Genomic DNA, 21,444 nt, shown 5'->3' on the forward strand with positions numbered 1-21,444 from the left:
CGCTTCTAGCATGAACGGGTTTCAACGAGGACACGCTTCCAGTTGAAAATAATTCTCAACTGCATATAAGGGTCGGGCTGTCAGCTTCCGGCTGGCAGCTGTCTTTCCGCTCCGAGTCCTGGAGGGCGCCATGTTCAGCCTTTTTTATGCCCCGCCTGGGCAGGGAACCCGAATCCGCCCTGCAGGCAGAAGGCGTCGACTGGCCCTGAAGACGGCCCTGATAACGGTGCTGGCCGGTCTGACCAGCGGCTCTGGCCTGGCTGCCACCCAGCCGGAGGGCCCGAAATCTCCTCGCGCTAAATCTGCTTCCACTCACCCCGCTTCAGCCAAACCCGCCCCTGGCGGGGAGGAGCGGATTCTCGTGCGGGCCAGGCGCCGTGAGCAGATGAGCGTGAGCCAGGACGGGCATCTGGGCGTGCTGGGCAAAAAGCGGGGGCTCGACGTGCCCTTCAGCGTCAAGACCTTCAGCGAGAGCCTGATCACCAACCAGCAGGCGCAGACGCTGGGCCAGGTGCTGGCCAATGACCCGGCCGTGCGCACGACCACAGGCTACGGCAATTTCTCGGAACTCTTCGTGCTGCGCGGCTTTCCCGTTCCGGGCGATGACGTGCAGCTTGGCGGCCTGTACGGCATTGCGCCGCGCCAGCTGCTCGACCCGCAGATCTTCGGGGATGTGGAAGTCGTCAACGGGGCAACGGCCTTTCTCAACGGCATGGCACCTGCCGGCTCGGTGGGCGGAACGATCGACCTGGAGTTCAAGCATGCCGGCCCCAGGCCGCTCCTGCGGGTGACGGGTGATTACACCAGCAACGCCCAGGGCGGGGGCAGCGTCGATATGGGGCGGCGCTTCGGGCAGGAAAAGCAGTGGGGCATGCGCCTCAACGTGGCAGGCATGGACGGCCAGACCTCCGTCGAACACGAGAAGCGCCACGCCACGGCCCTGGGCTTCGATACCGACTGGCACAATGACGACACGCGCATCACCCTGGACATGAATTACGAGAACCAGGGGGTGAACTGGGGGCGGCCTGATGTCTTTCTCAGCGGCCAGGCGACGCGGGTGCCCCATCCTGTCAAGGCGACGCATAATTTCGGCCAGCGCTGGTCCTACAACAATCTCGACTATCTGTTCGGCATGCTGGGGATCGAGCATGATTTCGGCGAGCATGTCATGGTCTACGGCAAATTCGGCGGCCTCAGCGGCGATGAGCGGGGCCGGTACGGGAATTTCTACGAAACCGACAATCAGGGCAACGGCTATAACGGCGCCATGTACGTGCCTTACCAGCAGAACAATGAGAGCACGCTGGCAGGTATGCGGGCGCATTTTGCCACCGGCCCGGTCCATCACGAGATGAATGCGGGCGGCTCAGGCCTGTGGGAAACCGTCAACACGGCCTATGCGATGGGCAGCGCTTATCCGGCCAGCAACCTCTACCACCCGACCTACACGCCCCTGCCTGCCATGGGCCTGCAGGGCGGCGACATCCACAACCCTAAGAAGATCAATGACGAGCGGCTCTACAGCCTGTTCTTCTCCGACACGATGAAGTTTTTCGATGAGCGCGTCGAACTGACGGGCGGTTTCCGCTTCCAGAACATCCTGCAGAACAATTTCAGCTACCAGACGCGGGCGAAAACCTCGGGCTATGACCGCAGCGCCATCACGCCGGTTGCAGGCCTGGTGGTGCATGTGACGCGCCACGCCTCGCTTTACTTCAACCGGGTGGAAGGCCTCTCGGCAGGGCCCGTCGCGCCGGCGGGCACCACCAATACCGGCCAGGCATTCGCGCCTTACCGCACGGTGCAGTATGAGATCGGGGCCAAGTACCAGATGGGTCGGATCAATGCCTCGCTGGGTTTCTACCGGATGTCGCAGCCCAATGCCTTCAGCGAGGCCGACCCTGCCTTTCCCGGCCAGAGCCGCTTCGTGGTCGATGGCATGCAGCGCAACCAGGGCATCGAGGCTGATGTCAATGGCGAGATTATCAAGGGGCTGCGCTTCAACGGCGGCGTTTCCATCACCCAGGCCACCCAGCGGCGGACGGCAGGCGGGCTGACCGACGGCCTGCGCGCCATCGGCGTGCCGGGCTACAGCATCAACGGCAATGTGGAATATGACCTGCCCTTCATCAAAGGCCTGACGCTGACCGGCCGCGTGATGCGCACCGGCCACCAGTGGCTCAACCTCGCCAACACCCAGCGCGTGCATGGCTGGACGACATGGGACGTGGGCGCGCGATATACCTTCGCCCTGCAGCCCAAGCGCCCGATGACGCTGCGCTTTGGCGTGCAGAACCTGACCAATGCCAGTTACTGGTCCTCAGCGATGGGGGGATATCTGTATGAAGGGCTGCCGCGCACCTTCCAGTTCTCCCTCAGCACCGACCTGTGAAGCGGGGCCTGCGGCTGATGTACAGCGCTCCGGGATCAGGCGGCAGGACCGGTCAGCACGCGCAGCAGGGATTCCCTGAGCCGGGCGATCTGGGCAGGTGCAGTGATTTTCCGGCCGTGGGCGTCATGCAGATAGAACACGTCCACCGCGCGCAGGCCGTAGGTGGTGACATGGGCCGAGGAGATGTGCACCCCTTCGCGCTTGAGGGTGGCCGTGAGCTCGAAGAGCAGATGCGGCCGGTCGCGCCCGTTCACCTCGACGACCGTGAATTTGTCGGAAGCCTCATTGTCGATCAGCACGCGCGAGGGCACCTGCACGTTGCCGAGCCTGCGCAAGGCAGCCGTCTGGTCAGGGGCGATCTCCAGCGCGTCCTCATCGCTGAGAGGGGGATAGGGGCCTGCCTGGCCGCCTTCAGGGTTTTGGGCGCTCAGCAGCTGGATGATCTTCGCTTCCAGCCGTTCCAGATGCGCGCGTTCTTCAAAGGCTTCGCCGTGCTGGTCCTGGATCCAGAACGTGTCAAGCGCCATGCCGTTGGAAAGCGTGTAGATCCGCGCATCCGAAATCGATGTGCCGCAGATGGCCAGCGCCTTGGCGATCAGCGAGAAGACGCCTGGCCTGTCAGGGCAGAGGACGGTCAGCTCGGTGATGCCGCGGCTTGGCAGGGGGTGCAGGTCCACCCGGATGCCGCTTTCATTGGGGTGCTGGAGCTGGGCCAGGGTGAGATGGGCATGGCGCACATGGGTATGGGCGTCAAAGCCCAGCCAGTAACCCGGCCCGCCGAGCTTCAGGAACTGGCCGATCTCCGTCTCAGAAGTGGCAGGGCGCAGGGCACGCGCCACCTGGGCGCGCGCTTCAGCAACCCTCTGGTCATCCTCGCGCGTCTGCTGGCCGCCCTCCAGCACGTCAGCCAGCCGGGTGTAGAGGCGGTGCAGGAGCGTCGCCTTCCAGGTGTTCCATCCCCGCGGGCCGACGGCGCGGACATCGGCGATCGTCAGCAGCAGCAGCAGGCGCAGCCTTTCAGGGGACTGGATGATGTCTGCGAGATCCAGGATGGTCTGCGGGTCGTCGATGTCGCGCGAGAAGGCGGTATGCGACAGCAGCAGATGGTGCAGGATCAGCCAGGAGACGGTGTCGGTCTCTTCAGGCGTGAGGTGGAGCTGGGCGCAGATGGTCACCGCCAGCTCCGAGCCGAGCTGGGAATGGTCGCGCCCGCGCCCCTTGCCGATGTCGTGGATGAGGGCGGCCACGTAAAGGGCGCGCCTGCCCTGGAGATTGCGCGCCAGCGTGTAGGCGACGGGGATCTCATCGGCCATGCGCCCGATTTCGAGCTGGCGGAGAACGCGCACGCCTTCGATGATGTGCTCGTCAACGGTGTAGATGTGGTAGCCGTCGATCTGGGTCTGCCCCATGACCCGCGACCAGTCAGGCAGGAAACGTGCCAGCAGGCCGGTCTCGTTGAGCAGGGGCAGCCAGAAATTCTCTTCATGGCGGTGCAGGGTCCCCACAAGGGGGCGCGCTGCCAGGGGTTCAGCGCCTTTTCTGTCAGGGGCGGCGACATCGGCGTGCGGGCTTTCGCCCGTTTTGTTGTCAGCGCTTGCCGAGGGAAGCTGGGCAGGGGGGATCCGGGCCGGCGCGCAGAGCAGGTCGAGGAAAAGTTCAGCCGCTTCTGGGTTGCCGCGGAGCTCGGCGATGTGGCGTTCCTGCCGGATGAGATGCTGGACCGCATTAGGGTGGAGAGGAAGCTGGTATTTCGAGGCGACAGCCAGCAGCCGGAAGAGGTTGAGCGGCGTGTTGCTGAAGAGTTCCGACGTCATGGCAGTCAACCGGCCATTGAGGAGGTGGAAACCTTCAGGGCCGGGCAGGTAGCGGGGCGTGGTGGCGTGGAGGTGGTTCTGCAGCTGCAGCAGCATGGTGGGCTGCAGAACGCTGGTAAGCTGCATGACCGAGCGCGCCATGAGGTAGTAATGGCGCATGAAGCGCTCGACCCCGCGCTGGCGGCCGTGATTGGCATAGCCCATTCGCGCGCCGATGATGGGCTGCATGTCGAAGGTCAGGCGCTCTTCAGCGCGTCCGGCGGTGTAGTGGAGGTGCAGGCGCACGGTCCAGAAGAAGCGCCAGATCTTATGCGCCCGGTAGGTCTCGCGCGCCGTGAGATGGCCGAGCTGCAGGCAGGAGGCGGCCAGGCCCTGCAGGCGATTGGGCTGGTCCGGACCTGGGGAAGTTCCAGAATCGCGCCCCAGCAGGGCATTGCCGATCCAGTTGAGCGCCTGCAGGTCGCGCAGCCCGCCGCCGCCTTCCTTGATGTTGGGTTCGACGAGGTAGGGAGTGTCGCCGTATTTGTGGTGTCGCCTGCCACGCTCGACGAGGCGGGCCTCGACGAATTTCTCAAGCCGCTCTCCCTGCAGCTCCCGGTGCAGCGCCTGCGACAGCTCGCCTGCCAGCGCCCGGCTGCCATAGATGGGGCGGAGGTCGAGCAGGGTGGTGCAGATGGTGGCGTCGCTGGCAGCCTCCAGGCATTGGGCGATGGAGCGCGTGGCATGGCCCACCTGCAGCCCCAGGTCCCAGAGGGTATAGAGAACGTATTCGATCTTCTCGAGCAGGGCTTCTGAGGGGGTGTCCTCGGTCAGGAAAAGCAGGTCCACATCGCTGAAGGGCGCCAGAAGCCCCACGCCGTAGCCGCCTGTCGCACAGAGGCTGAAGGTCATCTGCTGCGGATCATCCGGCAGGCCGGCATAGGCTGCCAGACCGACCAGGAGCTCATCGATCATGTCCGACAGCGCACGGGCCGCCTGCATGCCGTCCAGCGCACCGCTCTCGAAACTCTGGCGGATTTCGCGCCTTCTCCCCCCGAGTCGCAGGCGCAGTCTGGCCAATGCCTCTGAACGCGGGATGGCATAGGTCTCAAAACCGGAAAGGGTCGACAGTGCCTGGGGGGCAGTTGGTTGCATACCAGCAGCTTGTTCCAGAGGAGAGGGCAGTTGCGCCAGAATTCAGGAAAATTCAGGGATATGAACGCGGTTGGCGGCGCGAAATAAGATCCTGGAAGAACTTAAATATGTAATCCTCAGGCAGCTTCGCCCTCTTGCCGCCACAATTCAAGGGGCCTGTCCAGGGAAAGCGCGGCGCTTATGAATTTCTCTCCGGGCTGTTGCCGAGATGCCCCTTCAGGCGTTCCTGCAGCCGGTAAAGTGCCTCATGCGCCTGGCGCGGTGTCAGGCAGTCCGGGTCGAGATCTGCCAGAAAAGCCTCCAGGATTTCATGGCGCGGGTCCTCCTGCACTGCCTGAGGGAGTGCTGCGTCAGGGAGTTGGGGCTCAGCCTGCAGCCCCGCTGTAAACAGCGGCAGGGGCTGGACGCCCACTGCGCCTGCCCCGCCGCGCTCCTGCTCGAAATGCGCCAGGAGCCTGCGCGCCCGCTTCAGCACTGCAGCGGGCAGGCCGGCCAGGCGGGCCACGTGCAGCCCCCAGCTTCTGCCCGCCAGGCCGGGCTTGACCTCGTGCTGAAATACGACCTCGCCTTCCCACTCCCGCACGGACATGGTGGCGGCGGTCAGGTGGGGCAGGCGGCCCAGAAGCGCGCCGAGCTCGTGGAAATGGGTGGCAAAGATCGTCCGTGCCCCGAGCTGGCTGTGCAGCGCCTCCAGCGTGGCCCAGGCGATCGACAGCCCGTCCAGGGTGGAGGTGCCGCGGCCGATCTCGTCCACCACCACCAGGGAACGTGGGCCCGCCTGGTTGAGGATGGCGGCCGTTTCGGTCATCTCCACCATGAAGGTGGAACGACCGCGGGCCAGGTCGTCTGCCGCGCCCACGCGCGAGAACAGGCGGTCCACCACGCCGATCTCCGCTTCCTCGGCAGGGACGGGAAAGCCTGCCTGCGCCAGGATGACAGCGAGTGCGGTCTGGCGCAGGAAGGTCGATTTGCCTGCCATGTTCGGTCCGGTCAGCAGCATAACGTAATGGGCGGGCGGCAGCGCGCAGGAATTGGGCATGAAGCGCCCCCCGCCCTGGCGCTCCAGCGCGGCCTCCACCACCGGGTGGCGGCAGGCGCGCAGAGTGAAGCGCGTGTCCTCGGTGACCTTGGGGCGGCACCAGCGCCCGCTTGCGGCAAGCTTCTCGCAGGCGAGATAGACGTCCAGCTCGGCCAGGGCTGCGGTGATCTCGTCAAGGGCCGGGGTGTCGAGAACATGGCCGGCCAGCGTTTCGAAAAGGTGGCGCTCCAGGGTGGCCGCCTGCTCGGAGGCTTCAGCAATCGTGCGGTCGAGCTGTGAGAGTTCCTCGCTGGAGAAGCGGGCCAGGCTGGCTGTACCCTGGCGGTAATGCAGCTCGGGGCGTTCCTTGAGGCGCGCGCCGTGGCTTGCAGGCACCTCGATCACATAGCCAAGCTGACTGTGGTGGCGGATGCGCAGGGTGTTGATCGAATATTTCCCCACAAGTTCCGCCTGCAGCCGGGCGATGACGCGCCGGCTGTCATCGCGCAGGCTGCGCAGCCTGTCGAGCTCGGGGTCGAAGCCTGCGGCGATCACCCCGCCGTCCTCCAGCCGGGCCGGCAGGGTGGGGGCAAGGGCTGCGGTCAGGCGTTCAAGCAGGCTGTCGGCACGGCCGTAGAGCGCAGCCCCCAGCTGGCGCATGGCGCCCGGCATGGCGCTGTTGCGGTAAGGGGCCAGCTTTTCGGTCAGCAGGTCGGCAAGGTGCAGCGTGTCGCGCACGGCAGCCAGGTCGCGCGGCAGGGCGCGCCCGGTGGAGATGCGCCCCAGGGCACGCGCGCAGTCGGGCACGCCGCGCAGGAGCTGGCGGAGGTCCTGGGCCAGACCCGCCTGACTGCGCGCCTCGCTGCCCAGCCAGCTCCAGGCGTCCTGGCGTGCTGCGATCAGGGCCGGGTCGGTGCTGGGGGTTGAAAGCCAGCGGGCCAGAAGACGCGTCCCTGCGGCGGTGACGGTGTGGGCGACGGTGGAGAGAAGCGTGTGTGTTTCGGTACCGTCGCGGGCCTGGAGGATCTCCAGGCTCTGGCGCGTGGCCGGATCAAGCCCCATGACGCCGGCCTGCCCGGTAGGCAGGGGGCGCTGCAGGCGCGGCAACTGGCCTGCCTGGCTGCGCCTGACATAGTCCAGCAGCAACGCGCAGGCGGTGGCTTCCTCATCGGAAAATTCTCCCAGCGCGTCCAGCTGGGCAACCTTGTAGGCCGCGGCCATCCGGGTGCGGGCCCGTTCAGGGGTGAGGCGCGCAGGCGCCCTGATGGTCGCAGCTCCTGGCCTGAGCGGCAGGTCTTTGGTCTCCAGTGCCGGGTCGAGCAGGATTTCAGAGGGGTCAAGGCGCGCCAGCAGTTCGGCAAGCTCCGCGCGTGGCAGCGAAAGGGTTTCCACGTGGCCGGTGGAGACATCCACCCATGCAGCGCCCAGGCAATTCCTGCGCCGCCCGCCTTGCGCCAGGGCCAGGAGGAAATTGGCGCGCCCTGCTTCCAGCAGTTCATCTTCTGTCAGGGTGCCGGGCGTTACGAGCCGGATGATCTCGCGCTTCAGCGGGCCTTTCTGGCCTTTTCGGGGCTGTTCCAGCTGTTCGGCCACGGCAACGCGGAAACCGCGCTTGATGAGCCGCGACAGATAAGTCTGCGCAGCGCCCATGGGCACGCCGCACATGGGAATGGGCGCGCCGTTATGGGTGCCGCGCTTGGTGAGCGCGATATCCAGCGCCATTGAGGCCGCCTGCGCATCGCCGAAAAACAGCTCGTAGAAATCGCCCATCCTGAAGAAGAGAAGCGCGTCGGGTTCCTGCGCCTTGAGGGTGAACCACTGCGCCATGGCCGGGGAAGCGTTCTCCGGCGAGGGAACGGCCATCGGCGTCCCTGAAGGGGGCTGGGGCGGAAGGGCAGGCATGCAGGCGGGTCTTTCGTCTCTTTTTTGTTTTCGGCCGGCCTGCCTATCGCAACCAGGCGGGCCCATTCAAGGGTAGGAGAAAGATGGGCGATGCGCCACTTTACTGCAGGCAGGCCAGAAACAGGGGATAGAAACAGGGGTCCATGCCCCTGAGTCGCTGAAGCCCTGAGTCGTTGAAGCATTGAAGCTGACGCGTTGAAAAAGCTGAAGGAGGGAAGTCATGAGCGCACCGCCCCGCAGGGAAAGCTGGAGCCTGGAGGATATACTTGAAGCAGCCCGGGGGCTCCTGGCTGCCGAGACAGATGTGGTCGCCAATCTGGCCAATCTGTCAGCCCTGCTTTACGAAGCCCTGCCTGACGTCAACTGGGCCGGTTTCTATGTGGTCCGTGACGGGATGCTGGTTCTGGGGCCGTTCCAGGGCCGTATCGCCTGCACCCGCATTCCCCTGGGGCGCGGCGTGTGCGGCACGGCAGCGCAGACAGGCACTGTCCAGCGCGTGGCGGATGTCCATGCGTTTGCAGGCCACATCGCCTGTGACGCCGCTTCCCGCTCGGAGATCGTCGTGCCCATCTTCCGGCCCGGGCCGGGTGGCAAAGAGCTTTTCGGCGTTCTCGACATCGACAGCCCGCTTGCAGACCGCTTCACCCACGATGATGAAGTTGCCCTGCAGCGCCTGGTTGACCTGCTGGTAGCTTCCCTGAGCGTTCAGAAGCAGGACGGGTCTGCTGCCTAACCGCGGCGCCTGTTGAGACGCCGCTCAGCAAAGCTGCGCAGCTGCGCAGGCGTGACGACCCGCAGGGCCAGCAGCAGGAAGGCGTAAAGCCCGCCGCTGAGGCCGATCAGGCACATCAGGCCGATCAGGCGCGCCAGCAGGCCGTGCCAGTGCGGCAGGTCCCACAACACGGTGCGCGTGACCGCCCAGGCGCAAAGCCCCATCAGCACGGCAGCAAGCAGGATCCGCCCGGCCTGGCTCAGCGCGCGTCGGTCAGGGCGGAACAGGTCGCGCCTGTAGAGCAGGACCATGAGAACACTCATGTTGACGAGAGCGGCTGCCGCGCTGGCCAGGGGCGGGCCAAGCCAGGCAAGCGGGCGGTAGAAAGCCAGGTTGAGGGCCAGGTTGAGGGCCAGCGTCATCAGCCCCACGCGCACCGGGGTCGTGGTGTCGCCTTCGGCAAAAAAGGCGGGGGCCAGCAGCTTGATGATGACGAAGGCAGGTAGCCCCAGCGCATAGGCGCGCAGGCAGCCGGCGGAATTGACCACGTCAGGCAGGGTGAAATGCCCGTAGCCGAAGAGAGTGCTCATGATGAGCGGCGCGGTGGCCAGAAGACCGGCTGTCGCAGGCAGGACCGGCAGGAGCGCATAGGTCATCGCCTGGTCGAGGCTTTCGCGCATCGCCACCCGGTCACCGCCTGAGGCATGGCGGCTCAGCAGCGGCAGGAGCGTGGTGCCCAGGGCTGCGCCCAGCACGCCTAAGGGAAGCTGGTTGACGCGATCGGCAAAATACAGCCACGAGATCGAGCCGGTCGGCAGCAGGGTGGCGATGATCGTGTCCACTGTCAGGTTCAGCTGCGTTACGCCCGAGCCCACGAGGCCCGGGGCCATGCGCCTGAGAAGCAGGCGGATATTGTGCGACAGAACCGGCCAGCACAGGGGCGGCAGGATATGGTGCCGCGCTGCCGCCCAGAGCAGGAGGGCAAGCTGAAGCACCCCTGACAGGGTGATGCCCCAGGCACCGGCCTGGGCGATGTCGTCATGGCCGTACCACGCGCCTGCCAGAATGGAGAGAATGCCGACGATATTGAACGTGACATAAGCTGCCGAGGCGGCGCTGAAATGATTGCGCCCGTTCAGCATGCCCGCCACCAGGGCAGCCGCACAGATCAGGACCATATAGGGCAGGGTGATGCGCGTCAGCTGCACGGCCAGCTGGTAGCGGTGCAGGTTGCCGTGCCGGAAGCCCGGTGCCAGCACGTCGATGAGCTGGGGCATGAAGATCTCCCCCAGCACCGTGAGGAAGACCAGCCACACCACGAGCATGGAGAGCGAACGCCCTGCAAACAGCAGCGCTTTGCTGCGCCCCTCCTTCTCAAAAATGCCTGTAAAAAGCGGAATGAAGGCGGCGTTGAAAGCGCCTTCGCCAAACAGGCGGCGGAACATGTTGGGCAGCCGGAAGGCGATCTGGTAGGCATCCTGCACGCCGCCTGCCCCCAGAAAAAAGGCCAGAAGCTGGTCGCGCACCAGCCCCAGGAGGCGCGAGATCATGGTCCAGCCGCCCACGGTCAGCAGGGAACGCAGCATGGCCGGCCTCAGCGTGCGCGCGCTGGCGGTGGGGTCTGGAGCGCGCGCCTGATCGCACGCTGCAGGCGGGGGGCTGAAGGCGTGGTGGAGGGCAGGAACCAGTCCTGCAGCCGCCCGTCGCGGCCGATGAGATATTTATGGAAATTCCATCGCGGCCGGCCCAGAAAACCGGCCTGCCCGGCAAGCCAGCGATAGAGCGGAACCGCCTGGGACCCGCGCACATGGCTGCGCGCAGCCAGCGGAAAGGTGACGCCGTAACGCGCCTGGCAGAAGCTGGCGATTTCACCGGGCGTGTCGAGTTCCTGGGCGCCGAAATCATTGCTCGGCACCCCGATGACCACCAGCCCGTCCGAATCCTTATTCTGGCTCTGCCACAGGGCCTCAAGGGCTTCGTATTGCGGCGTGAACCCGCACCGCGAGGCCGTGTTGACGATAAGCAGCGGGCGACCGCGCCAGCGCGAGAGATCGATCTTCTCTTCTGGCCGCATTTCCTGCTGAGGCTCGGCAGCTGAAGAGCCACTCAAAGCGGGCAGGGTGAAATCATAGGCGATCGGTTTCTGAGCACTTGAAGGGGCGGAAGAGGAAGCCATGAAGCCTGCATGCACCAATAAAAGACGGTAAGACGAAGCGGGAACGCGGGAAGAAAAGGCGGCCGAACTCTACTCAAGGCGCTGGGGGCGGCCGAAAAGCTCCTTGCGCACGTCCTGGGCGGTGACCTGGCCGCGCAGCAGGCGGGCGATGGCGTCAATGATGGGGGTTTCCACATCGTAACGCGGCCCCAGCTCAGCCAGGGTGGGCGCGGTCAGCACCCCCTCGGCGACGGTCGTGCGGGCAGCGAGGATGGAATCGAGGCTTTCACCGCTGCCCAGGGCCATGCCGAGGCTGTAATTGCGCGAGCCGATGCCGGTGCAGGTCAGCACCAGATCGCCCATGCCGGCCATGCCGTAGACCGTCTTGCTCTGCCCGCCCAGCGCCTCGACCAGGCGGCCCAGCTCTGCCAGCGCGCGCGTCAGCAGGGCAGCGCGCGCGTTCTCTCCCATGCCTGCCCCGATGCACACGCCTGCCCCGATGGCGTAGACATTCTTGGCAGCGCCGGCCAGCTGCACGCCCAGCGGGTCAGTGCTGGCATAGAGGCGGAAGGCAGGCGTGCTGAGGTTTTCAGCCAGCTCCTGGGCGAAGATGCGCTGCCCTGCAGCAAGCGTTGCCGCAGCCGGCAGCCCCCGAGCCACCTCAATGGCGAAATTCGGCCCGCCCAGCACGGCCAGCGGATGGCCGGGCATGGTGCGCGTCAGGACTTCAAGGGGCATCAGGGCGGTGCCGTGCTCAAGGCCCTTGCAGCAGCTGACGACGGGCACAGCCGGCGCCAGCACCCGGGCAAGTTTGGCAGAAACCTCGCGCAGCGCCTGGGTGGGCACCACCATCAGCACGCAGTCCGCAACGGCAGGCAGGTCGCCTACGAGTTCCACATTGGGCGGCAGGGTGATGTCGGGCAGGCGCGGCGTATGGCGCGTGCCGGCGGGCAGGGGCGTGTGGCTCCAGAGCTTGACATCGGCAACAGCTGCCAGCGCGCAGGCAAGCGCCGTTCCCCACGCACCGGCCCCGATGACGGCGACGATCGGCCGGCCGTTCATGGTCTCCCTCCCGCCAGTGCCTGCTGGTCTGCTTCTGCTGCGCGCTCAGGGGCAGGGCGGCATTCGCTCAGGGGCCATCGCGGGCGCGGCGGCAGGTCGAGGTCGTCAGGCGCTGGGCCGCCCTGGCGCAGGTGCTCGAGCGCGGCCCAGCCGATCATGACCGCATTGTCGGTGCACAGGCGCAGGGCAGGGGCCTGAAAGCCGATGCCATGTGCCTGCGCCAGGTCCTGCAGCCGCGTGCGCAGCACGGTATTGGCCGCCACGCCGCCTGCCACCACCAGCGTCGTGGCTTCAGGAAACAGGGCCAGGGCGTTGGCGGCGCGGTCGACCATCACATCCGCCACAGCCTGCTGGAAGGAGGCGGCGAGGTCAGCTGCAACCTGCCGCGGCAGGGGCGCCATGCCGTAGGGGACGATCTGCCGCGCCACCGCTGTCTTGAGGCCCGAGAACGAAAAATCGCAGCCTGCCCGTCCCTTGAGGGGGCGCGGCAGGTCATAGGCGTGGGGATCGCCTTCCCTGGCCAGCTTTTCCACCGCCGGCCCGCCGGGCCAGCCCAGGCCGAGCATCTTGGCAACCTTGTCGAAAGCTTCGCCTGCCGCATCGTCAATCGTGGCGCCCAGCTGCCGGTAACGCCCCACCCCTTCGACCGCGATACACTGGCAGTGCCCGCCTGACATCAGCAGGGCCAGATAGGGAAAGGCAGGCAAAGGGGTGGTGCCGGTTTTTGTAGGACTGTGTGCCGGCTCGGGCAGGCGGGGGGTGAGAACATGGGCCTCGATGTGGTTGATGGCCATGAAGGGCCTGTTCAGAGCCATGGCCAGCCCTTTGGCATAGGTGCTGCCCACGATGACGCCGCCGATCAGCCCCGGCCCCGTGGTGGCGGCGAAGACGGCGATGTCGTCAAGCTGCAGCCCGGCGCGCTCAAGCGTGAGGTCGACCAGCGCCGGCAGGGCTTCCAGATGCGCGCGCGCAGCGATTTCAGGCACCACGCCCCCCAGCGGGGCATGGCTTTCCTGCGACAGCAGGCTTTCGCCCAGAATCCGCCCATCAGCGTCAAGAATGGCGCATCCCGTATCGTCGCAGGAGCTTTCGATAGCCAGAACAGGGGCCGCGATAGGGGCCGAAACGGGAGAGGTCGGGTGCAGGGGGACGGAAGCGCGTTGGGGCATGGGGAAAGTATGTCGCATTCTGCCTGGGCTTGACACCCCCACCGGGACGGCATCTGCCCGCAGCCCGCAAAACATGTAAAACAATGACACAAGCCTCCAGATCGGTTAGAATACGTGTCTATGACCCGTTATTCCTCCGCCCATCCAGCAGGCGGCGTTTCCGTACAGAATCTGCCTTCCAGCCTCCTGAGCTCCCCTGCGCTGCAGCAGGTGGCGGCACGGGCGGCGCACCGCATGCACGGCACCATGCCGCCCGAGCGGCGCAAGCTGCCGTTGCGCGTGGGCACGCGCGCCTCGCCGCTGGCGCTGGTGCAGACGCGCAATTTCCTGACCCGCCTGACCCGCTTCTGCCCGCTCCTGCGCGACCTGGGGGCGTTTCAGGAACACCAGATGACCACCGTGGCGGACCGCAATCTCAAGGACCGCCTGTCGACCATCGGGGGGAAGGGCCTTTTCTCGCGGGAAATCCATGACGTTCTGGTGGAAGGCAAAATCGACTTCGCCGTTCACAGCCTCAAGGACCTGGAGACGCGCCTGCCTGAAGGCCTGGTGCTTGCCTGCACCCTCAAGCGCGAGGACGCGCGTGACGCGCTGATCCTGCGCCACCGCCAGGTGGAGATCGACCCCGACCATCCCTTCGACTGCCTGCCTGAAGGGGCCCTGATCGGATGTGCCTCCGTGCGCCGCCAGGCGCAGATGCTGCATGTGCGGCCCGACCTGCGCTTCTGCCTGCTGCGCGGCAATGTGCAGACCCGTCTCGACAAGCTCAATGGCGGCGCGTGCGATGCTACCCTGCTGGCTGTCGCCGGGCTGCGCCGCCTGGGCATGGAGGACCGGATCGACGTTGCGCTGGAGCCGACGGTGATGCTGCCTGCAGCCGGGCAGGGCATTGTCGGCGTGACCGTGCGTGAGAGCGATCACGAGCTGCGTGAGCTGCTGTCGGCCATCGAGGACCCTGAAGCGCGCGCGGTCGCCACGGCTGAACGCGCCCTGCAGGAAGCGCTGGACGGCTCCTGCCGCACGCCGATCGGAGGCTATGCCCGCCTGCACGGCCAGACCCTCTATCTGGATGGGCTGATTGCCAGCGAAGACGGCACTTTCATGCTGCGCCGCCACATCCACGGCCCCATGACCGAGGCAGCACGCATGGGCCATGAGCTGGCAGCCGAGCTGCGGCGCGATACGCCTGAACACATCTTTGCCGACATCATGGCCTCCTGAGCCGGTCTGCTGCGCCTAGGCGTCATGAAAGCTTTCAGGTGAAGGGCGCGCAATCAGCGCGGCAGGTGGTTCTGGTCACACGGCCTGAGCCCGGACTGTCTGAAACCCTGGCGCAGGGGCGTGCGCTGGGCTGGGCCATGCTGGGTGCCCCCGGTCTTGAAATCATACCTTCTGCCCCCCTGCCACCGCTTGCGGCCCAGGCGCTTGCTATCACCAGCGCGCAGGCGCTCTCGGCCCTGCAGAACCAGCCACGCGACCGGCTGTTACTGAGCGTGGGGGAGGCGACAGGCGATCGCGCCCGGGCCGCAGGCTTTGTGAATGTGCGCAGCGCCGGCGGCACGGCCGGGCAACTGGAAGGGCTGTGCCGGGAGCTGGGACTTGGCGGGGCGCACCTGGTTTTTGCCTGCGGTCGCGGTCGGCACGGGCAGGCCTATGGCGCGGAAATGGCCAGGCGATTGGGCGCAGGCTGGCAGGAAACCTACCGTGTGCGCACCTTGGCGGCCCTGCCGGCAGATGCCCTGCAGGCCCTGGCTGAAGGACGCGTGGCGGCAGTAATGTTCTGCTCGACTGAAAGTGCGGCCGCTTTCTTCGAGCTCTGCCCGCCGGTCCTGCAGGATTGTTTTGCAGCTGCGGACTGTCTCTGTCTTTCAGAGGCGATTGCCAGGCGCGCTGCAGAGGGCGTGCGGTGGCGGAAAGTGATGATCGCCTCTCCGGTCAGCGCGTTGCTGCATCAGCTTAGCTGAGAATGACAACACGCGCCGCCCGGGAGGGGGGTAGCGCGTGCTGAATGCCAGTCAAGCTGTAAAAAGCTCAGGCTTCGCCGGCGGGCTCGGGGAAATTCTGGGCCCGTTTTGCCTGCCACATCGCCACGAAGTCGATGGGCTGCAGCACGATGGGGGGGAAGCCGCCTTCACGCGTGACATCGCTGATGATGGAACGCGCATAGGGGAAGAGAAGGCGCGGCACTTCCACCAGGAGAATCGGTTCCACCGCTTCGGCAGGCGGGTTGTCGAGGGTGACGATGGCGGCGTAGTTCAGCTCAGCGATGAAGACCACCCGGCCCGGCTCCGGCTTTTCCTCGGTAGGGGCTTCAACGGCTTCAGCGCGGATGATCAGCGCCACTTCATAAACCTGCTGGTCCTGCTGCAGGCGATTGGCCTGGACGTCGATATTGACGCCGACCTGCGGGGGCGTGCGTAGGGTTGCGAACGTATTGGCGCCCTGGGGGACCTCGAAGGAGAGATCGCGCAGGTACTGCAGGTTGATGGCCACCGGCATGCCGGGAGGGGCGTTCTGCTCGGGCGCGTTCTGCGCGTCAGTGGGCTGGGCGGGGGGCGTTTGATCGGTATCAGCCATGTCGGACCTTTCTTGGGAGATCTGCTCTGCACGGTCAGGCGCTCAAGGGAGGGAGCGGCCCATGAGGCAGAAAAAAGAAAAAGATTTTTATGACGCCGGCTGTATGGCTAGCATGTATCCTTCTTGGGACCAATGGCCCTCCCGCCATGCCGCGCGGGTCAGGTGAGAGGCCACTAAAAGACCGTAAGATACGGCCAAGAGAGCCTCTGGCCCCTAGGGAGTGGTTGAGATTGAACGTTTAGATGCCTAATTTATATCTGTCTGCTGCTGTAAACGGCAAACGGTCGGGTGATAAGCTCTTAAGCTCTCTAACAGGCCGCAGGGCAGGCGGTGAAGATGGATGGCGCTCAGGCGCATGAGGAATTACTGGAACGCATGATGGCTCATATTCCCTGGGAAACCGTAACCTGGGCGGTAGTGGCGGTGGCGCTTGCCACAGCGCTTTACTGCGTGCTGGGCCGCAAGGTCGGCGCGCAGGGCGTGCGCCAGCCCCCGCGTCCTGCAGCGCCCAAAGCGGCTGCAGCTCTGCAGCGTGCCCCCCTCCAGCCGCCGCCGCTGCCCGGGAAGATGGAAAACGCTGAAAAGCCGACGCAATATGTTGTGGCGCCCGAGGCCCGGCCCTTGCTCTCGCAGGTGAGCGCTGCGGTGCCCGGATTCACGTCGGAAGGGTTTCTGCACCAGGTCAACACGCTGTTCCGTGAAGTGCTGAGCGCCTATGTGCGCGGCGACAAAAACTTTCTGGCAGCCCATCTGACACCTGCTGTCATGGCGAGTTTCACCCAGGCGATGGACCGCGTGGCGCGTGAAGGCCTGAAGCTTCATGCCACTATCCGCCGCATTGAGCGCATTGCGCTGAACCGCGTGACCCTTCTGCCCGATACCGAAGACCCGGCTGCCATGATGTGCCGCCTCACGGTCGCCATAACTTCCTGGCAGCTGAGCTATGTCACCGATGCTTCAGGCACTGTGGTGGAAGGTACTGAAGCCCTGACGGAATTTCATGATCTGTGGGACCTGACCCACATGCCGGGTGCTGAAGGCGCTTCCGTCTGGCGCCTCTCGGGAACAGCCACCACCTGAGTGCGGCCTGGGAGGGCGGAAAGCCGATCGGCCCGGCCGGTTTGAGGGGGAATGAAGAGAGCGGGTGAAAAAGAGATCAGGATGAGAAAGAGACCTGAAAACCGTGCCGCGGGAACGCCCTCTATAGCGGGCTCAGTGCTGGCCTGGGGGCTGGTGCTGGGTGCCGGGGGGTTGGGCCTGGGCGGCTGCACGGACTCTGACACCCGTCCCCCCGCTGAAATCACGGCGCGCCCCACCAGCTGGACGGCCCTTGCCGGGCTGGAAGGTGAAAACTGGCGCGGGGTCATGGCCGGGCTTGAGCAGCAGTGCCGCCATCTTGCCACCCTGCCGCCCAATGCCGCGCTGGGCGGCGTACCTTCCCTCCCTTACGGCCGCCTGAACGCTGATTGGGCCGGGGCATGTGCCGCCCTGCCCATGGCTGGCAGCGACGGGACGGTCATCCGCAATTATGTCCAGCGCTGGTTCCAGCCTTACGTGCTGACAGACCGCGCCCTGCTGACGGGCTATTACGAGCCGCAGGTCGCCGCTTCCCTGACGCGCCAGGACGCTTTTCAGGTGCCGGTCTACCGCCGCCCGCCCGATCTGCAGCGCGCGCGGATGACGAACGGGCAGAGTGTTTTCGGGCGGTGGCAGGGACCGGCCTTTGTGCCCTATGACAGCCGGGCCATGATCGATGCGGGTTCGCTGGCGGGTAAGGGCCTGGAACTGGCCTGGGTCAGGGACCCGGTCGACCTCTTCTTTCTGCAGATCCAGGGGTCGGGGCGGCTCGTTCTGGCAGATGGCACGACGATCCGCGTCGGCTATGACGGCAAGAACGGCCAGCCTTACGTGCCGATCGGTCGCGTTCTGGAGCGCAGGGGGGCGCTGGCACGCAACGCGGTGAATGCCGATACCATCCGGGCCTGGCTTGCTGCCCATCCGCAGGAAGTGCGCGGTGTGCTTGAAAGCAATCCGAGCTACGTCTTCTTCCGTCTTCTCTCCGACCCGCCCCCTGTCCCTGCGCAGGCGGGTGGTGGAGTCAATGAAGCCATCGGCGAGACGGACGAGCCGGAGGAAGGGGAAGACCGTCCCGCTTCCGGTCCTGGCCGCATCCCGCGCATTACTGTCCCGGCCGCGGCTGAAGAAGGGTCTCCAGGGGCCTTCGGGGTGCCGCTGACGGCCGGGCGCTCCATGGCGATTGATCGGCGTTACGTGCCCTTCGCAGCGCCTGTATGGGTGGAAACGCAGGTGCCTGACCCGCGCACGGGCGGCCTGACCCCCTGGCGCCACATCGTGTTCGCCCAGGATACGGGGACCGATATCCGCGGGCCCGGGCGCGCAGACCTGTTCATGGGTCATGGCCCCCTGGCGCCGTGGATTGCGGGGCACCTGAGGAGTGCAGGGCGCATGGTGGTGCTGGTGCCCCTGCCACCCGCACGCCCGCAATAACTTCCGTGCTGGCCAAAGCTGCCGCTGCGCCCGGGGGCGCGGACAGGGTTCTGCGCGCCCGCAGGGAGATGGTGGGGCGTCACACGCTGATCCGCGGCGATTGCGCGCGGGTCCTCAAGCGCCTGCCGCCAGGCAGCGTGGATGTGGTCGTCACTTCCCCGCCCTATAATCTGGGCCTGGCCTATAACAGCTACCGCGACCGGCGGTCTGAGGCGGATTATCTCGACTGGCTGGTGGGCATCTGCCGGCTTTTAAGCCAGGCCCTGCATGAGGAGGGATCGTTTTTCCTCAATATCGCCGGCTCTTCCGCCCAGCCCTGGCTGCCTTTCGAGCTGATGGTGCGCCTGCGGGAGTTCTTTGTGCTGCAGAATCACATCATCTGGGTGAAATCCATCTCTGTGGGCGCGGTGACGCACGGGCATTTCAAGCCGGTTAATTCCAGGCGTTTCGTCAACCGCAACCATGAGCATGTTTTCCACCTGACCCGTCATGGCCAGGTCTCCCTGGCGCGGCTGGAAGCAGGCGTGCCCTTTACCGACAAGAGCAATATCGCCCGCCGCAACCATGGCCAGGACCGCCGCTGCCGGGGCGATACCTGGTTCATTCCTTATGAAACCGTGCACAGCCGGGCCGGCAAGTTCAGCCATCCCGGCACGTTTCCCGTCGCCCTGCCGGAAGCCTGCCTGAAACTGCACGGCCTCCGGGAGGACCTGGTGGTGCTGGACCCCTTCATGGGCACCGGCACCACCCTGGTTGCAGCCCAGAAGCTGGGCGCACGCGGGATCGGCATTGAAGCCGATACGGGCTATGTCCGTATCGCGCGCGAGCGCCTGCGCCAGTGTGGGGCAGGGGCACAGTGATGGCACGTGCCCCAAGAACGCTGCACGAAGAAGAAAAGGCCCTCTGGCAGGCGGTTGCCCGCACTGTGAAGCCTCTTGCAGGCCGCAGCCCCTCTGAATCTCCTACACCTGAGCCTCTCGCGGCTTCCCCTGTCGACCACTCTTCACCTGCTCCTGTACGCGCCAAACCTGCCCGCCAATCCGTGCCGCTTGCCAGGGAGCGACCGGGCCCTGTGCAGGAGGCGGACCTGTTCCGGCAGTTTCTGAGCGGAGGTGGGAACGCCACCGGACCTGCAAGGCCCTCAACCGGCGCGCACGATCTCTATGTCGGCGCCCGTGCGCCCGGGCTGGATACGACCCAGTGGCGGCGGCTGACACGCGGCAGGATGGCGCTGGACGGGCGGCTGGACCTGCACGGCTACGTCGTTCAGGAAGCCTTCGAGCTCTTCCTGGCTTTCATGGCGCGGGCACGGCGCATGAACTGGCGGTGCGTGGAAATCGTCACCGGGATGGGGAGCGGGCCGGAAGGGGGGGCGATTCGGCGGGAGCTGCGCCACTGGCTGCAGCGCGGTGAAATACGCCCTTCCGTGCTGGCTGTCGTTCACCCCCATGCCGCCAACCAGGGAGCTGTGAGGATTCTGCTGCGCCGCAAGCGCTGAAGGGAGGGGCGGGCGCAGGAGAGGGTTAAGGAAAATTCATAATCTGTACTGAACAGGATGTTTTGCAGCGGGCCTGCCTTATGGCGGTCGCATAACAGCGGGGTAGAGCGGTCAGGATAACTTGGCGCTCTTTCGCAGCTCGGCTATGAAGGAACGGACCGGTCAATCGCAAATGATTATCAATTACGTGTCAGTCATCTTCAGGTATCTTCATATTCCAGAATCTGGCGCCTTTCCGGCCGGGCCGGCAAACTTCCGCAAGCGCGGTGATGAGAGGAGAGAATCGTGAGACTGGACACGGCTTTGCGCGCTTTGAAGCGCGCCTGTCTGCTGGCGGGCGGGAGCCTGGTGCTGGCTCTGGGGGCGGCGTGGCTGCCGAACTCCTGGGGGCTTTCCTCCCTTTCTGCGTCCCTCATCAAGGCAGCCGGCGCGCGGGAAGTGACCGATATTCTCGGCCGCCACGTGACAGTGCCCGACCATCCCAAACGCATCGTGCTGGGCGAGGGGCGGCTGATTTATGCCCTGCAGCCGCTGGAGGGGGATAATCCCTTCAGCCGGGTGGTGGGCTGGCAGGGTGAATTCCGCACGGCTGATACCCAGAATTATGACGAGCTCCGCAAACGCCATCCGGAAGCCGAGCAGGTCGCGGTTATCGGGCGCACTTCCGCTGACACGATCAGCCCTGAAAAAGTGCTCGACCTGCATCCGGACCTGGCCGTTTTCAGCACTTCCGGCCATGGGCCAGGTCAGTCGAGCGCGGTGACGCAGCGCCTGGAATCTGCGCATATTCCGGTTATTTTTGTCGATTTCCGCGCTGATCCCGTGGCCCATACAGTGCCCAGCATGCACATTCTGGGCCAGGCGCTTGACCGCCCGCAGGAAGCGAAGGCCTATACCGATTTCTATCAGTCGCGCCTGGATCTCATCCAGCAGGCCACTTCCCGCGTGCCTGCAGAGAAGCGCCCGACCGTGTTCATCGACATGCTGGCCGGAACGCGCAGCTGCTGCCACACGGCGGGCAAGGGCAACATGGGCGCTTTCATCGAGGCAGCCGGCGGCCGCAACATCGCAGCGCCCCTGCTGCCGGGTTTTCTGGGGGAGGTCTCAGCTGAAACCCTGATCACCCGCAATCCCGACGTGCTGATCCTCGACGGCACGCGGGGGCCGGGCCACACCGGGCCCGGGCTGAAGCTGGGCGCGCAGGTGACGCCAGCTGTGGCACGCCAGTCGCTTGACAGCCTGCTCCAGGCACCGGAACTTTCAGAGCTCAAGGCTGTCAGGTCAGGGCGCAGCTACGGGTTGTGGCACTCCTTTTATGACAGTCCTTTCAACATTCTGGCCATTGAAGCCATGGCGAAGTGGTTTTATCCCGGTCTCCTGCCTGACCTCAATCCAGAGGCCGACCTGCATGAGATCAGCACGCGCTTTCACGGTCTGCCGGCAAGCGGCACTTACTGGACCGCTGCCGGTGCGCCCTGAGGCCAGGAGGGCGTTCATGAA

16 protein-coding genes are annotated in these 21,444 nt (G+C 65.6%); 9 read left to right on the plus strand and 7 right to left on the minus strand.

Annotated features, from left to right (window positions below; translation table 11 throughout):
- Positions 1-130 precede the first annotated feature (130 nt).
- The gene (locus tag E3E11_RS07360) at positions 131-2,395 is read left to right on the plus strand and encodes a TonB-dependent receptor (RefSeq protein ID WP_141451821.1); all 2,265 of its coding nucleotides are present in this window, start codon (positions 131-133) and stop codon (positions 2,393-2,395) included.
- Between the two features lie 35 nt (positions 2,396-2,430).
- On the opposite strand, the gene E3E11_RS07365 is transcribed toward E3E11_RS07360, so the two are convergent.
- Together E3E11_RS07365 and mutS are read right to left on the minus strand one after the other, a co-directional pair.
- A complete protein-coding gene (locus tag E3E11_RS07365; protein ID WP_141451822.1) occupies positions 2,431-5,343 on the minus strand; it encodes a [protein-PII] uridylyltransferase in 2,913 nt (970 codons plus the stop codon).
- A 178-nt stretch (positions 5,344-5,521) separates the two neighbouring features.
- Complete coding sequence (gene mutS / locus E3E11_RS07370) at positions 5,522-8,224, minus strand: DNA mismatch repair protein MutS (protein ID WP_141452236.1); 2,703 nt, start codon at positions 8,222-8,224, stop codon at positions 5,522-5,524.
- A gap of 259 nt (positions 8,225-8,483) precedes the next feature.
- On the opposite strand from mutS, the gene E3E11_RS07375 reads away from it, so the two are divergent.
- Entirely contained in the window at positions 8,484-8,996 is a 513-nt protein-coding gene (locus E3E11_RS07375) for a GAF domain-containing protein (protein ID WP_141451823.1), read from the plus strand.
- Here E3E11_RS07375 and murJ read toward each other — a convergent pair.
- The 4 genes from murJ to tsaD all read right to left on the minus strand — a co-directional run bounded on the left by murJ (position 8,993) and on the right by tsaD (position 13,379).
- Entirely contained in the window at positions 8,993-10,561 is a 1,569-nt protein-coding gene (gene murJ, locus E3E11_RS07380; RefSeq protein ID WP_141451824.1) for a murein biosynthesis integral membrane protein MurJ, read from the minus strand. The two genes, E3E11_RS07375 and murJ, sit on opposite strands and share 4 nt — an antisense overlap.
- Before the next feature lie 8 nt (positions 10,562-10,569).
- On the minus strand, positions 10,570-11,151 hold the full coding sequence (locus tag E3E11_RS07385) for a glutathione peroxidase (protein ID WP_407938674.1): 582 nt from the start codon (positions 11,149-11,151) through the stop codon (positions 10,570-10,572).
- 69 nt (positions 11,152-11,220) lie between these two features.
- Positions 11,221-12,192 carry an NAD(P)H-dependent glycerol-3-phosphate dehydrogenase gene (locus E3E11_RS07390; RefSeq protein WP_141451825.1) on the minus strand — a complete coding sequence of 324 codons (972 nt, stop codon included), beginning with the start codon at positions 12,190-12,192 and terminating at the stop codon, positions 11,221-11,223.
- Positions 12,189-13,379, minus strand: coding sequence for a tRNA (adenosine(37)-N6)-threonylcarbamoyltransferase complex transferase subunit TsaD (tsaD, locus tag E3E11_RS07395; protein WP_231118888.1), 1,191 nt, complete (start codon positions 13,377-13,379; stop codon positions 12,189-12,191). The genes E3E11_RS07390 and tsaD overlap by 4 nt, the downstream gene beginning before the upstream one ends.
- Positions 13,380-13,481: 102 nt before the next feature.
- Between tsaD and hemC the strand changes: the two genes are divergently transcribed.
- The gene (hemC, locus tag E3E11_RS07400) at positions 13,482-14,582 is read left to right on the plus strand and encodes a hydroxymethylbilane synthase (RefSeq protein WP_141451826.1); all 1,101 of its coding nucleotides are present in this window, start codon (positions 13,482-13,484) and stop codon (positions 14,580-14,582) included.
- A gap of 38 nt (positions 14,583-14,620) precedes the next feature.
- Complete coding sequence (locus E3E11_RS07405) at positions 14,621-15,325, plus strand: uroporphyrinogen-III synthase (protein ID WP_141451827.1); 705 nt, start codon at positions 14,621-14,623, stop codon at positions 15,323-15,325.
- Positions 15,326-15,392: 67 nt separating this feature from the next.
- On the opposite strand, the gene secB is transcribed toward E3E11_RS07405, so the two are convergent.
- Positions 15,393-15,938, minus strand: a complete 546-nt coding sequence (secB, locus tag E3E11_RS07410) for a protein-export chaperone SecB (protein WP_141451828.1) — start codon at positions 15,936-15,938, stop codon at positions 15,393-15,395.
- 336 nt (positions 15,939-16,274) lie between these two features.
- Between secB and E3E11_RS07415 the strand changes: the two genes are divergently transcribed.
- From E3E11_RS07415 to E3E11_RS07440, 5 genes are all read left to right on the plus strand, one after another.
- Positions 16,275-17,018: a Tim44 domain-containing protein gene (locus tag E3E11_RS07415; RefSeq protein WP_141451829.1), complete on the plus strand. Its 744-nt coding sequence runs from the start codon at positions 16,275-16,277 to the stop codon at positions 17,016-17,018.
- Between the two features lie 81 nt (positions 17,019-17,099).
- Positions 17,100-18,446, plus strand: a complete 1,347-nt coding sequence (mltA, locus tag E3E11_RS07420) for a murein transglycosylase A (RefSeq protein ID WP_231118889.1) — start codon at positions 17,100-17,102, stop codon at positions 18,444-18,446.
- A 68-nt stretch (positions 18,447-18,514) separates the two neighbouring features.
- Positions 18,515-19,306: a DNA-methyltransferase gene (locus E3E11_RS07430; RefSeq protein WP_141452243.1), complete on the plus strand. Its 792-nt coding sequence runs from the start codon at positions 18,515-18,517 to the stop codon at positions 19,304-19,306.
- Positions 19,306-19,944, plus strand: coding sequence for a Smr/MutS family protein (locus E3E11_RS07435; protein ID WP_141451830.1), 639 nt, complete (start codon positions 19,306-19,308; stop codon positions 19,942-19,944). The genes E3E11_RS07430 and E3E11_RS07435 overlap by 1 nt, the downstream gene beginning before the upstream one ends.
- 285 nt (positions 19,945-20,229) lie before the next feature.
- Entirely contained in the window at positions 20,230-21,423 is a 1,194-nt protein-coding gene (locus E3E11_RS07440) for an ABC transporter substrate-binding protein (RefSeq protein ID WP_231118891.1), read from the plus strand.
- The last annotated feature ends 21 nt before the right edge of the window (positions 21,424-21,444 follow it).

Source organism: Oecophyllibacter saccharovorans, from assembly GCF_006542375.1.
GTDB classification, from domain to species: Bacteria; Pseudomonadota; Alphaproteobacteria; order Acetobacterales; family Acetobacteraceae; genus Oecophyllibacter; species Oecophyllibacter saccharovorans.